Source organism: ANME-2 cluster archaeon (assembly GCA_014237145.1).
Lineage (GTDB): Archaea > Halobacteriota > Methanosarcinia > Methanosarcinales > Methanocomedenaceae > Methanocomedens_A.
In genome coordinates this window covers 1-12,597 of record JAAXOC010000040.1, presented here as the reverse complement: position 1 = coordinate 12,597, position 12,597 = coordinate 1, and the positions used below count along the sequence as shown (strand labels likewise).

The 12,597-nt window shown below is 45.4% G+C and carries 15 protein-coding genes and 1 pseudogene; 9 read left to right on the top strand and 7 right to left on the bottom strand.

Translation table 11 applies throughout. The features are described from left to right. Positions 1 to 35: 35 nt before the first annotated feature. Genes HF974_05520 through HF974_05510 form a run of 3 tightly spaced genes read right to left on the bottom strand, consistent with a single transcriptional unit; the run spans position 36 to position 3,418 of the window. Positions 36 to 1,796 carry a formylmethanofuran dehydrogenase subunit A gene (locus HF974_05520; GenBank protein MBC2697798.1) on the bottom strand — a complete coding sequence of 587 codons (1,761 nt, stop codon included), beginning with the start codon at positions 1,794 to 1,796 and terminating at the stop codon, positions 36 to 38. 2 nt (positions 1,797 to 1,798) lie between these two features. Beyond that, the gene (locus HF974_05515) at positions 1,799 to 2,821 is read right to left on the bottom strand and encodes a 4Fe-4S binding protein (GenBank protein ID MBC2697797.1); all 1,023 of its coding nucleotides are present in this window, start codon (positions 2,819 to 2,821) and stop codon (positions 1,799 to 1,801) included. Between the two features lie 27 nt (positions 2,822 to 2,848). Continuing rightward, entirely contained in the window at positions 2,849 to 3,418 is a 570-nt protein-coding gene (locus HF974_05510) for a formylmethanofuran dehydrogenase (protein MBC2697796.1), read from the bottom strand. Between the two features lie 215 nt (positions 3,419 to 3,633). Here HF974_05510 and modA point away from each other — a divergent pair, with 215 nt between their 5' ends. From modA to HF974_05470, 8 genes are all read left to right on the top strand, one after another. After that, positions 3,634 to 4,464 (top strand): molybdate ABC transporter substrate-binding protein, encoded by an 831-nt coding sequence (gene modA / locus HF974_05505; GenBank protein MBC2697795.1) that lies wholly within the window; start codon positions 3,634 to 3,636, stop codon positions 4,462 to 4,464. Between the two features lie 34 nt (positions 4,465 to 4,498). After that, complete coding sequence (locus HF974_05500) at positions 4,499 to 5,197, top strand: hypothetical protein (GenBank protein ID MBC2697794.1); 699 nt, start codon at positions 4,499 to 4,501, stop codon at positions 5,195 to 5,197. Positions 5,198 to 5,222: 25 nt separating this feature from the next. Then, positions 5,223 to 6,041 (top strand): molybdate ABC transporter permease subunit, encoded by an 819-nt coding sequence (gene modB, locus HF974_05495; protein MBC2697793.1) that lies wholly within the window; start codon positions 5,223 to 5,225, stop codon positions 6,039 to 6,041. Next, positions 6,025 to 7,086 (top strand): ABC transporter ATP-binding protein, encoded by a 1,062-nt coding sequence (locus HF974_05490; GenBank protein ID MBC2697792.1) that lies wholly within the window; start codon positions 6,025 to 6,027, stop codon positions 7,084 to 7,086. Before modB ends, HF974_05490 begins: the two co-directional genes overlap by 17 nt. A gap of 90 nt (positions 7,087 to 7,176) precedes the next feature. After that, entirely contained in the window at positions 7,177 to 8,457 is a 1,281-nt protein-coding gene (locus HF974_05485) for a glutamate-5-semialdehyde dehydrogenase (GenBank protein ID MBC2697791.1), read from the top strand. A gap of 3 nt (positions 8,458 to 8,460) precedes the next feature. Continuing rightward, positions 8,461 to 9,258, top strand: a complete 798-nt coding sequence (gene proB / locus HF974_05480) for a glutamate 5-kinase (GenBank protein ID MBC2697790.1) — start codon at positions 8,461 to 8,463, stop codon at positions 9,256 to 9,258. Beyond that, complete coding sequence (locus tag HF974_05475; GenBank protein MBC2697789.1) at positions 9,237 to 9,470, top strand: hypothetical protein; 234 nt, start codon at positions 9,237 to 9,239, stop codon at positions 9,468 to 9,470. The genes proB and HF974_05475 overlap by 22 nt, the downstream gene beginning before the upstream one ends. A 112-nt stretch (positions 9,471 to 9,582) precedes the next feature. After that, positions 9,583 to 10,719, top strand: coding sequence for a molybdopterin molybdotransferase MoeA (locus HF974_05470; GenBank protein ID MBC2697788.1), 1,137 nt, complete (start codon positions 9,583 to 9,585; stop codon positions 10,717 to 10,719). 246 nt (positions 10,720 to 10,965) lie between these two features. Here HF974_05470 and HF974_05465 read toward each other — a convergent pair whose 3' ends face one another. Together HF974_05465 and HF974_05460 are read right to left on the bottom strand one after the other, a co-directional pair. Further along, the gene (locus HF974_05465) at positions 10,966 to 11,181 is read right to left on the bottom strand and encodes an antitoxin family protein (GenBank protein MBC2697787.1); all 216 of its coding nucleotides are present in this window, start codon (positions 11,179 to 11,181) and stop codon (positions 10,966 to 10,968) included. A 139-nt stretch (positions 11,182 to 11,320) separates the two neighbouring features. Further along, positions 11,321 to 11,452: pseudogene (locus HF974_05460) on the bottom strand (DNA methylase). A 261-nt stretch (positions 11,453 to 11,713) separates the two neighbouring features. Here HF974_05460 and HF974_05455 point away from each other — a divergent pair. Next, positions 11,714 to 11,893, top strand: a complete 180-nt coding sequence (locus tag HF974_05455; protein MBC2697786.1) for a hypothetical protein — start codon at positions 11,714 to 11,716, stop codon at positions 11,891 to 11,893. A 160-nt stretch (positions 11,894 to 12,053) separates the two neighbouring features. Here the strand turns inward: HF974_05455 and HF974_05450 are convergent, their stop codons facing one another. Next, positions 12,054 to 12,308 carry a type II toxin-antitoxin system RelE/ParE family toxin gene (locus HF974_05450; protein ID MBC2697785.1) on the bottom strand — a complete coding sequence of 85 codons (255 nt, stop codon included), beginning with the start codon at positions 12,306 to 12,308 and terminating at the stop codon, positions 12,054 to 12,056. A 2-nt stretch (positions 12,309 to 12,310) separates the two neighbouring features. After that, a complete protein-coding gene (locus HF974_05445; GenBank protein ID MBC2697784.1) occupies positions 12,311 to 12,535 on the bottom strand; it encodes a hypothetical protein in 225 nt (74 codons plus the stop codon). Between the last annotated feature and the right edge of the window lie 62 nt (positions 12,536 to 12,597).

Genomic DNA, 12,597 nt, shown 5'->3' with positions numbered 1-12,597 from the left:
ACCTTTTGGTGTAAGTGTAACTTCTTCCATGAAAATCACCCCTCTGCATTGATCTTGATCGGTGTCGGATTCATCAGGTAGCTATCCGGCGTTGGATAGTGGGCAAAACCAACTGTGTAGTATTTGAACCACTCCTTAACGTCAGCGAGCATATCCTTCTCACCCTGTTCTTTTACTTTCACATCAGCGTAATACGTCCTCTTTTCTGGTATTGCTACGATCTCACCCTGCCTGGATACGATACCTCCATCTTTTATGGTGTATTCTGCCTGTGAAAAGTTTCTTACCAGATTCCCGTAATCACGCGTGTCCAGATTGGTCGGGTCCATGTTATAGATGGTAACATCCCCATCCGCACCAAGACCAAGGCTGCCCTTCCTGTGTGATATACCAACTGTTCTTGCCGGGGTGGCTCTTGTCAGTACCGCAATATCATAGAGTGACATCTCCCGGTCCACAGCACCAAGGTCGCTCCTGTCGCGAGCCCATTTATGACACTCGTTAAAGGTAGCTTCCCTTGCTTCCTGCGACATTAGCCAGGCAAGGATATTCGGATACTTCAAAAACGTGCCTCCGTTGGGGTGGTCGGTTGTAATAATAGACTTCCACACATCTTTTACAAGCAGCAGGAGCTCAAGACCCATTGCCCACTGGACACTGTGTATCGGGTTGCTCTTAAGGTATGTAAAAGGCAAAATACCAGAACCGCACTCCATCTCCACATCAGTATTTGACCACTTGTTGCCTGTAAGTTTATACAGGTTATGTATAGCCGGGCCGTCACCAGTCATAACTGTTGCTTCCCCGAAAGGAACACAACCGCTGTCCATTACAATGTAATCGGTCTTGTTCACGTGATCTATGATTGCTTTTGTTCCGGATTCAAAGTCCCCCCAGCTTGTTCCCCCGAAACTGTTGAACTGTGCATGTGTGAGGTACACTGACTGTTTCCTTTTAGAGTCCACCTTAGTTTCTGCCCACTCGACATCAAGGTTCTGGTGCGTCTTGATATGCGATGGTATTTTAAGTGAATCTTTTGTTATCTCAAAGCATCCGGGCTGCCCGAGGTTGTTGCAGTGGAGATGCATTGACATGGGAAGTCCGAGAAGTTCATTGATCTCGCACAGCCCGTGTATCATCTCTCTCGGAGTGACACCGAAGTGGATGTTTGCCTCATCGAGTGCCCCTATATTCTCTGCCCAGCCCCAGTTCTCAACACCTGCCGGATTGACGCACTTGATCCCGTAGGTCTTGTGTGTCCTCATCATCCAGGCAACATAATTCGCAGCCCTCTCGATCTCACCATCGCGCAGGTAGCGCATCAAAAACCAGTTGTTACCCAGCACGAGGTAGCCACCTGTGTCTATCATCGGGATCGAACGCATCTCTTCATGCGTGTGGCGTGCTTCAAGTGGCGGGACCGCAGCTTCAAAGACAGTAGTATATCCCATCTGGGAATATTGGTACCCTTCAAGATACACGGATGGAACAGTATAACCGGTACCTGAGTGGGTAAGTGGGGTTTTCTTCCTGGTCCACTTGTAACTATCTTCGGGGCGCATCATCCTTCCGCCGTTGACCTTTGCTCCTGCAATATGGGAGTGTGAATCAACACCGCCAGGCATGACGGTCATGCCCTTTGCATCGATCGTCTTCGCATTCTTCATCTCAGCACTGGATAGTTCCCGCACCACTTTTCCGTCTTTTACGAAGATATCCATTAGCTCCCCGTCGATCTCATTTAAGGGATCAAACACATATCCATTCCTGATTGCTATTGTTTTATTACCAGCCATGATCACACCTCCTTTATTTCTAGCTTTATCGCATCCACTGGACAGATCATAGCACATGTGCCACAGCCGTTACACAGTTCCTGGTCAAGTACTTTAACAGTACCATTCAGAATCTCAAGCAGCGGTTTGCTGTCCAGTTCGTTGAGATGCCCGGAAGCGAGATATGGATCTGATAAGGCGTTGACCGGACATACTATGACGCAGTTCCCGCATCCGAGACACATGTCTTCATCTGTGGCCAGTATCGTGGTTCGCTTTGGTTTAGGAGTGGGTATGTCGACAAGTTTCTTTTCAAACGGGTTTTTCTTTGCCATTTCAGGCACGATCGCACTTTTTGTAACAGTTATGGAATCAACTGGACAGGCAACTGCACAGGCACCACAGTAAATACATGCATCCGGTCTGTGAGTGACTTTCTCAACCCTCTCGCCTGCGTCCCATTTACGGGCAAATACAGCATCACACGGACACACGTCTATACAGGTGCGGCATGTCTGGCAGGTATCTTCGTCCATCTTCCACTCGCCTGCAAAAGGCTTTTCCACTGTGATGGCATCGACAAGACAAACAGCCGCACACCAGCCGCAGTGTACACAGCATTCCTGGTTGATCGTAGTCTTACCATCCATAACAACGCTGCCGTCGTTTGCCAGCCACTGCTTAACTTCGATGCACCCTTGAGGGCAAACCTGCTCACACAGGCCGCAGTGCATGCAGTCGTCGTTTACGGTCGTGGGCTTTATGGCACCATGAATGTACATCTCATCTTTCACAGTCTTGCCATCCTGCCTCATTTCCCGTGCACCTGTCGGGCACACCTTGGCACACATCCCGCATACTATACAGGTATCCGGTATGCTATTAAGAAAAGCATTATCAACGAGTCCCCTTGCCACGGCACCCACAGATCCGATCACAAGAGAATCTTTTGGGCAAATCATTACGCAGGTTCCGCACAACACACATTTCTCAGGGATATAAACCAGCTGCTTATCGTCTTTTGTCTGAAACACCGATTCGTTCATTTAATTTCCTCCAATTCCACCTATTTATTATGCTGTGCATGTACTGCAGAGAACTTCTTCTCCATACTTGACAAAATATTCCCTGCACCCCCCACACATTTTTATGCACTTGTTTGGTTTTATAGGAACTTCAACATCGACCATTTCGTAAGTATACGCATCATCTCCGGATTTCATGAGATCATGGATGGCCTCTTTATGGGAGACCTTCGCAGTATTCAGGTACCATGCGTGTAATTTTGGATATTTTTTTGTCCTATCCGGATCCAGGTATATCCTGATCCCACGCACTGATGTCACACCCACCGGAGCATGCCTGTTTACCACAACTGCCATCTTCCCGGAGTCTGCAATCTTTAAGCCCTTGTTTCCGATGGTAGCACCCCCGAGTACCTGGAAAGGATCCGGAAGGCAGTTGTATGTCTCACATGTCACAAATATGCGCTCTCCATCCTCTAGGTCAAGTACCTTTTTTGCAATGTTGAACATCTGGACACCTATGAATGCCCCGGTACTCAGGTATCCGTGGAACGGAACCACCTTCCCGATCTGTGAAAGCAGTTCAGGGTCCCGGATTTGCTGGATAATTTCGTCCATGTGATTAACCTCAGAAGATATTGTATTCCAATTACCACCATTTGATCAATGGTCATTTGCAATTTAAAGCGTTATGATATTTAAACATAACGTATTTATACAAACAGAAATAGAAACAGAAATCTATAACAGCATGTTACACATGCAAAGTTACACCGGATACAGGCATACACAACTGGGCATGCACAACCAAAGGGATGTGCACAGGAAACATAATGAAAAAAATAGCAATATTCGCAATGATCATGCTTTGCAGTGCAATCACACTCGGATGCATTGAAGAGAAGCAGGAACAGGTCTCAACAGTTGGTGAAACTGCCAGTGAACTTACCCCACCAGCGGCAGAAAAACCGCAGTCGCTCATGGTATATTGTGGTGCCGGAATGAGAATACCAATGGATGAGATCGGAACACTATTTAAGAAGAAATATGGCATTTCAATCGTTTACAACTATGCCGGATCAGGTCACCTGTTAAACCAGATCGGACTGGCGCAAATGGGAGATGTCTACCAGCCAGGGGCAATGTACTATTTAGATATTGCTAAAGAGAAGAGTTTTATTGATTACGAAAAGATCGTAGCCTACCACGTACCTGTAATAGCAGTCCAAAAGGGAAATCCTGCGAATATAACCTGTCTGGCAGATCTCACAAAGCCCGGGGTAAGACTTGCAATGGGAGATCCAAAAGCCAGTGCGATCGGCAAAGTAGGAAATAATATACTGGAAAAGAATGGGATTAAGGATGCCGTGGAGATAAACACCACCGTTCGTGGTGCCACTGTAAATGCACTTATCGTTTATGTATCCAGAGGAGATGTGGATGCGGCGATCACATGGAGGGAATCTGTGCTTTTTGCTTTGGATGAAACGGATGTCGTAGAGATACCTGAGAATGAGAACATCATAAAGACAATTCCGATAGGTGTGCTGACATTTTCGGAAAATAAAGAATATGCACGAAATTTTGTTGATCTCGTCACATCTGATGAAGGCAAGACGATATACGAAAAATACGGTTTTGTCCCATATCCGGATGAAAGTTAGGGAGTACTACATATGAAACTAATGAGTGATGTATATGAAATTGATAGATGACCTGATATCTGATCTACCAGATACAAAAGTCCGTGATGTTCATGTTGGTTATACATGGATAGGCGTTTTGAGTAAAAACTGTGGAGTTGCAAAAAATTTTGGTGCACCACATAATTCCATGGTGCGGGATATTGGCAGACTGACCGGAAAAACGGCACTTGAACTTGCAGAATACTTGCGATCATGGAACATGATAGAAGCAGGTCTGGGTCTTGCAGCAGTCAACTCGTTGATCTCTCCACAAGGCAAAGAATTAAATGTCAACGATTTCCTCCTTGAGAACGGCATTGGGAAGAAAATAGCGATGATCGGTCATTTTCCGGTTGCGGATGAACTGCGAAAATGTGCAGATGAACTATGGGTCATAGAGCAGCAGCCTAAAAAGGGGGACCTGCCTGATACCGCATCAGAACATTTCGTTCCAAAAGCGGATATTGTTGTGATAACAAGTTCTGCGATCATAAACAAGTCGATCGAGCGATTACTGGAATTGAGCCTGGGATTTACCATTGTTCTTGGTCCGGGCACACCGATGTCTGATGTTTTGTTTGATTATGGTGTGGATATGATCGCCGGAGTAAAAGTAGTGGATGAAAAGAGGATGATGGCGAAGATCGCAGAGGGCGGTGGCAGGGTAAAGCAATTTGAGGATGCGATCGATTTCCTTGTGATGGAAAAATAAGCTATCCAAAGGAAGGTAGAGGATTATGGCAGGATATGGTTTGTGCGAAAAGCGGTTAAATTCCATATATCCATGTTCATATTTTCATATTTTACTGTCCCTGATAGCTGGTATATTCTTTGGTTTTATTGTGTCCGTAATCGCATGCCTTCTTACTGCAACATCGTTCACTGAGTTCATCGATGTGATCAGATCGCCAGAGATATTCTCATCTATCATACTCAGCCTTGAGACATCGTTTGTCGTTGTCCTTCTTGCACTTTTTTTCGGGGTTCCGGGCGCATACTTCCTTGCAACCAGACGGTTCAGGGGCAGTAGTATCCTTGATACATTAATTGATCTTCCAATCGTATCTCCTCCGCTTGTATGTGGTCTTGCGATCCTCATCGCATTCGGGGGTCAGGGAATATTCAGGCATTTCGAGGTCCTGTTCACGATAAAGGGAATAATCATCGCACAACTCTTTGTCGCATCTCCATTCTTAATACGCTCGGCAAGGACTGCATTCGAATCGATCAATCAAGACACGATAAAAGCTGCGAGAACACTTGGAGCATCGGAATTCTACACATTCAGGAAAATATCGCTTCCACTTGCACGCAACGGAATTATTTCGGGAGTTGTAATGACATGGGCCCGTGCGCTTGGTGAGTTCGGTGCAACTGCGATGGTAGCGGGATGTATACCATACAGGACCGAGACGATGACGATCGGTATCTATATGCATGCGATGTCAGGCGATCTTGGCGCTTCAGTTGCCCTCTCTTTGCTCCTGATGTTTTCTGCTTTTACAACGCTTATTGTGTTCAAATATTTAGGGAGGTACAATGATCTGTCTGGATGAAGTCTGCAAGTCTTTTGGAGAAAATGATGTATTACGATCTTTAAATCTGGATGCGAAACATGGGGAAATGCTTGTTCTTCTCGGACCTTCCGGATGTGGAAAGACAACAACACTTTCAATCATTGCCGGGCTGGAAAAGGAAGATAGAGGAGATATTTATGTAGATGGAGCACGAATAAATAATGTACCTCCGGAAAAGAGAGATATCGGTTTCGTATTCCAGAATTATGCACTATTCCCGCATTTAAGCGTATTTGAGAACGTTAGATTCGGTTTGAAAGCAAGAGGGATAGATGACAAAAAGAGAGTGAAAGAAGCGCTTGAAACCGTTGGTCTTGATGGACTCGATAATATGAACCCGATGAAACTGAGTGGAGGTGAACAACAGCGGGTCGCACTTGCAAGGGCAATCGTAACAGACCCGCGATGTATCCTGATGGATGAGCCGCTAAGCAGCCTGGATGCGATCGCTCGTGAACGATTGAGATATGAGATGAAGCGATTGCAAAAAGAGATTGGCGTAACAAGCATCTACGTGACGCACGACCAGGTGGAAGCAATGATACTTGGTGACCAGGTAGCTGTTCTGAACAAAGGAACAGTTGAAGAGGTTGGAATACCTGAGAAAATTTTTTATAAGCCTGAAAGTGAATTTGTAGCGAGGTTTGTTGGGATGAAGAATATATTTGACGGAAAAGTTGTCTCCCTGGACAGGGATGAGGGTGTGATGGGTGTATCAACAGAAAACTTTGATCTGACAGCGGTTTTCATGCCTCTGGGCGAAGGGGATCGTGTGAAGGCTTGCATCAGGCCGGAGGAGATCATCCTGATGAGGTCCAACCAGGGAACAAGTGCAAGGAACCTGATAAGCGGCAAGATCATCAATATATTTCCAAATGGTCATCTAATGCGGGTTCTGGTCGATGTCCATGGTGATGAGATGTCTGTTGATGTAACAAGACTGGCAGTCCATAATCTTAAACTGAAGAGTGGAGATGATGTCCACTTAACATTTAAGGCATGCTCTGTCCACGTGATACTATGAAATGTTGAAGCAGATAAAGGATGATTGACACTTAATGATTTAATTGAAAATTGATGATCAACGATCGATAATCGATGTGAGAGAATGAACATGACAGTAGAAGAGCAGGTAAAACTGGCTAAAGGCGCGGCATTGAAAATTGCATCTGCTTCAACTTTGGCAAAGAACAGTGCACTTGAGCGTATGGCTCATGATCTGGATGCGAAAAGGGATGAGATTCTTAAGAAGAATGCAAAGGATGTAGGTAAAGCTAAGGACGAAGAACTCACACATGCACTTATAAAAAGGCTTGAACTTAATGATAAAAAAATTGATGAATTGATCGAGGGTGTACGATCCGTGATCGGACTTGAAGATCCGGTTGGAAAGGTTCTCAACGCAACCGAACTTGATAAGTCGCTCACTCTTTACAAGGTGTCCACTCCGATCGGTCTTATCGGCGTGATCTTTGAGTCCAGACCTGATGCGCTTGTCCAGATATCGGCGCTCTGCATCAAGTCAGGGAATGCAGTCGTACTGAAAGGAGGTTCTGAGGCAAACCACAGCAACAGGATTCTTTTCAACCTGATAAAAAATGCAGTTGAGGTGGACGGGATGTTTAAGGATTCGATCCAGCTTGTCGAGACGAGAGAAGACGTGCGTGAGATGCTGAAACTCGACAACTACATTGATCTCATAATCCCGAGAGGTTCCGGTGAACTTGTCAAGTACATACAGGAGAACACAAAGATCCCTGTACTCGGGCATTCGGAAGGGATATGCCATGTATATGTGGATAAGTATGCCGATCTCAATATGGCGGTTGATATCGCATTCGATTCGAAATGCCAGTATGCTGCGGTCTGCAATGCAATGGAAACCCTCCTTGTTCATGAGGGTGTTGCGGATAAGTTCCTGCCTGCGGTCAAGGCAAGATATGATGAGCAGGGCGTTGAGTTGAGGGGGGATAAGCGGACTATAGCGGTGATCGGGTGTGCCGAGGCGTCAGGGGGTGACTGGGGATGTGAATACAACGACCTCATCCTCTCAATAAAGGTCGTTGACTCGACCGGAGATGCCATCGGTCACATAAACAAATACGGCAGCCACCACACCGATGCGATCGTAACATCTAATGAGAAAACGGCGCAGCGTTTCTTAAACGAGGTCGATTCATCTTCTGTTATGTGGAACTGCTCTACGAGGTTTGCAGATGGGTTCAGGTATGGGCTTGGTTCCGAGGTAGGGATATCGACTGGCAAGATCCACTCGCGCGGACCTGTCGGACTTGAGGGGCTTACGATCTACAAGTACAGATTGACAGGGAATGGGCAGATCGTTGGTGATTATGTCGATGGCAGTAAGCGGTTCACCCATCGACGGCTGGTGTGAGATATGAGGTCACTCAGAGCAAATCGGGTTGTTGTTAAGATCGGAACGAACACGCTTGCCAGCGAGGGGAGGGGTCTTAACTACGGATTGATCGAGAACATTGCAGAGCAGATATCCGAACTCAAGAGGCAGGGAAAGGAGTTCATTGTAGTTACATCGGGTGCGATCGGACTCGGGTGCAGTGAACTTTCGCTTCCAAAGCGACCATCCGAGATCGTTTTGAGGCAGGTTTGTGCTGCAATCGGGCAGAGCAAGGTTATGGAGGTGTATCATCGCGCCTTTGAACACTACAGCGGGATCGTTGCCCAGATACTCCTCACTTATGATGACTTCAGTGATGAGAAGAAACATGAGAACTTAAGGAACGGGATACGCGAACTCCTGAGGTTGGATGTTACGCCGATCGTCAATGAGAATGATGTTGTTGCTATAGACGAGATAGGTAAGACGTTTGGTGATAATGACAGTCTTTCAGCGATGGTCGCTGTTGATACAGGTGCGGATCTCCTGATAATCCTGACCGATGTTGACGGATTATATGACCGCGATCCGGGAGATAACGAAGGTGCAAGGTTGATCAGGACAGTTACAGCGATAACGCCGGAGATCGAGGTGATGGCTGGTCAAACCGGATCCAAACTTGCTGTTGGAGGAATGAGGACAAAGATCACTACTGCCAGGACCTGTATGGAAGCAGGTTGTGATGTGGTGATCGCAAATGGGAGAGAGGTTGATGTGATAAGGAAGATCGTTGAAGGGGAGGAAATGGGGACGTTGTTTTGTGGGAGGAGATTATCCTGATCGAAACATACCAGAAGAAAAACGCAGGGAAACCACATGATACAGGGAACTTGAGTGATACTATAAACTTGAGTGATACGATGAACTTAAGTGATACGGTGAACTTGAGTGATACGGTGAACTTGAGTGATACGGTGAACTTGAGTGATACGGTGAACTTGAGTGATACGGTGAACTTGAGTGATACGGTGAACTTGAGTGATACGGAGTGATACGGTGAACTTGAGTGATACGGTGAACTTGAGTGATACGGTGAACTTGAGTGATACGGTGAACTTGAGTGATACGGTGAACTTGAGTGATACGGTGAATCCATTTAATTCCCTGACACCAGTGGACGATGCAAAGAAGATCCTGGATGGATTCACTTTTGATCGAAAAACTTATGTGGATATTAAAGATTCATTCGGACGTGTTCTGGCAGGGGACATTATTTCTAAGATAAAGGTTCCACCTTATGATCGGGCAGAGAAGGATGGGTATGCGATCATGGATCAAAATCCCGATCAAAGAACATTCGAATTGATCGGAGAGACACTTGCCGGAGATGAACGGGAGGTGATCATCAAAAGTGGTGAGTGTTGCTGGGTTGCAACCGGTGCGAAGATCCCGGTGGGTACAAATCTTGTTATTCCGGTTGAAGACACAGAAGAATGTAGTGATGATGTTGGAATTAGAATTAAAGTTTGTGAATCCAGAGTGGAATTGAATATTTCAAGGAAAGGGTGTGATATTGAGCGTGGAGCGACAGTTCTAGAGGAAGGCTGTCTTTTAAATGAGCGAAATATTGGGATACTCGCATCACTGGGTATCAGGAACGTGAGGGTCTATGATACACCTAATGTTGCGATTATCTCTACTGGTGATGAACTCACGCAGATCAATGATGTGAATTCATTGACACTTTCAGCGATCGTGAAACAATCGGGTTGCTCACCATTTTTTATTGGAACAGTATCCGATGATTCCGGGGATATAAAAAAGAAGTTGGATGAAGCACTTAAATATGACATCATACTGACGTCGGGAGGTGTTTCTGTTGGAAAAAAAGACCTTATGCCGGAGGTGGTTTTTGGGATGGGGGAGATACTCTTCCACGGTGTCAGGATGCGGCCTGGTATGCCAATGCTCGCAGGTAAAATAGATGAAAAACCGATTCTCTGTATGCCTGGAAATGTAACGTCATGTCTGGTCTGTGCCAATGTGTTTTTACTTCCAATGCTGAGATATATGACACATCTTCCGTTCATCAGGGAAATAAGGAGTGCAAGATTGTCAGAGGAAGTGACTTCAGAATATGGGATGCGTCGCTATCTTCCGGTTAAACTGGCAGGAGATGTTGCATATCCTACGTTCAATGGGTCCGGCCTGATCACATCGATAGCATACGCGGATGGTTTTGTAGTGATCAGGGAGGATGAAACGTTGACGGAAGGGGAAGTTGATGTCTGGGTTTTTTGAGATTTTTTAATGGTAGTGTGATAAGAAGTTGCATCATAAATTGCTTTGAAGCTACCCCTTTCTTTTGGAGTAATCCTCCTGAGGTATGCGTCAGCGGTAACGCTGGTGTGTAATGCCTCAGGACAATATGGAGAAATCTGAAAACGTTCTGTGTACCCGGTGGCACTGGCATGAAAAGAATCTGTTTTATCTAAGAGGGCATACCATGCACTTGTATCAACAAAAATCCTGGGCATTTAATTCACTTCAATATAAATAATGGTCGTGTTTGCCAGCTACATCTGTTAAGCCACTGCTGCCTGCACCGATAATTTTGGACATTGCCTTTTTCTGTGAATATAAAAGTTCTAATTCATCTTCGGGTATGACCATCAGGTGTACGTGTTTATGTTCAGGGAGGTCTACTTTTTGAAGGGGTTTGAATATCCCATTCTCGTAAACAGCAGGTATTGCTTCTGTCATGATAACCATTTAAAATTGTACTTATCATTAAATAAAGTTACCTTACTCTTTTTCATTATTCACTAACCTGGGTTGTGAATCATTAAAGCACCAGCATCCGGTACGAAGCATCAGGGCCTGGCGCGGGGGGAGTGCAGGAGGAGCAGCGCAGGATGAGGTTGCAGGGGATTTCGGGGGACCAGTTGCCCCGGTAGTTGCCTTTGTGGGTAGCCCAGTCGCCGTGGTCCGGGAATGACCATACTGTAGTGGTCTGGGGTTTGAAGGAAATTATGTTTCTTCATATGGGCGACATTCACCTTCTGAAAATTCCCACTTAAAATTGACCCACTCAATGTTGGGGAGATCCTATTTTTACCGCCGCCCGGACCGCAAGCAAGCGCACCAAACGCCCCCGCGCCCCGGCCACAGTGTTAGAACCCAGTGGGTGCTTGAATCATAAGCAAGAGCAGTGACCGCACTGCCAGGCGATTTTTTATTCGGGAAAAATTACATATTTTCTGATACGAATGATAAACAAGATTGACAGGATACGATCCAATCACACAGTGCATCACACCACCACTACAACCTCAGACTGGAAATAGACGGAATCCTCAAAAGCTTCGCCATCCCAAAAACACCGCCCACAGAATCTGGCATCAAGCGACTCGCGATCCAAACAAAAGATCACCCACTAAAATACGCAGACTTCGAAGGCGAAATACCAAAATGACACGACGGCGCAGGAACAGTAACACACTGGGATTGGGCTTGTGGTCGAAGACCTCAGGGAGGTGAAAAGATACTGTTTGAACTGTCCGGCAACAAAATGCAGGGCAGGTATGCACTCATCAAGATTGGATTTGTCGCGCACCCTCATCCAGATCCTTGATTCATTTGTATATCTTTTTTCGTATATCCACGCTATGAAAAACAACTAAATCTTCATTATTCAAAATTTGATACACTATCCGATATTTACCAATTCGTCTTTTCCACAATCCTTTCAGGTTGCCAACAAGTGTAGTGCCACAATATGGATCGTCGAGAATCGTTTTAATCTCTTTGATCACTTTTAACTTGATATTTCCGGGTAGTTTTTTTGTTTCTTTTCGGAAACTGTTGGGAAGACGTGCTTTGTATGCCATTTTTATGCTAACACGTCATCAATTTCATCAAAAGAACAATCCATAAAATCCCCATTTTCTATATCGTCCTTGCTTCTTTTGATCGAATTCATTGTTTCAGTGTCCAATGAGACTTCCAAAGTTGCCATTATCTGCTCCATTTTATGGTACGATGAAAGCATATCTTCAAAAAGATCCCTTGGTATCGTAATCGTATCATGCTTTGATTCAAATGCAATTGCAGTCATTATATACACCATTAATTTTTCACAATTTAAACATTTCCCAATCATGCTCCCAAAAATGTGCG

Bases quoted from the DNA above. Each gene is read 5' to 3' on its own strand.
- HF974_05520 (MBC2697798.1), bottom strand. From the start codon at position 1,796: ATGGCTGGTAATAAAACAATAGCAATCAGGAATGGATATGTGTTTGAT.
- HF974_05515 (MBC2697797.1), bottom strand. From the start codon at position 2,821: ATGAACGAATCGGTGTTTCAGACAAAAGACGATAAGCAGCTGGTTTAT.
- HF974_05510 (MBC2697796.1), bottom strand. From the start codon at position 3,418: ATGGACGAAATTATCCAGCAAATCCGGGACCCTGAACTGCTTTCACAG.
- modA (MBC2697795.1), top strand. From the start codon at position 3,634: ATGAAAAAAATAGCAATATTCGCAATGATCATGCTTTGCAGTGCAATC.
- HF974_05500 (MBC2697794.1), top strand. From the start codon at position 4,499: ATGAAATTGATAGATGACCTGATATCTGATCTACCAGATACAAAAGTC.
- modB (MBC2697793.1), top strand. From the start codon at position 5,223: ATGGCAGGATATGGTTTGTGCGAAAAGCGGTTAAATTCCATATATCCA.
- HF974_05490 (MBC2697792.1), top strand. From the start codon at position 6,025: ATGATCTGTCTGGATGAAGTCTGCAAGTCTTTTGGAGAAAATGATGTA.
- HF974_05485 (MBC2697791.1), top strand. From the start codon at position 7,177: ATGACAGTAGAAGAGCAGGTAAAACTGGCTAAAGGCGCGGCATTGAAA.
- proB (MBC2697790.1), top strand. From the start codon at position 8,461: ATGAGGTCACTCAGAGCAAATCGGGTTGTTGTTAAGATCGGAACGAAC.
- HF974_05465 (MBC2697787.1), bottom strand. From the start codon at position 11,181: ATGACAGAAGCAATACCTGCTGTTTACGAGAATGGGATATTCAAACCC.
- HF974_05450 (MBC2697785.1), bottom strand. From the start codon at position 12,308: ATGGCATACAAAGCACGTCTTCCCAACAGTTTCCGAAAAGAAACAAAA.
- HF974_05445 (MBC2697784.1), bottom strand. From the start codon at position 12,535: ATGACTGCAATTGCATTTGAATCAAAGCATGATACGATTACGATACCA.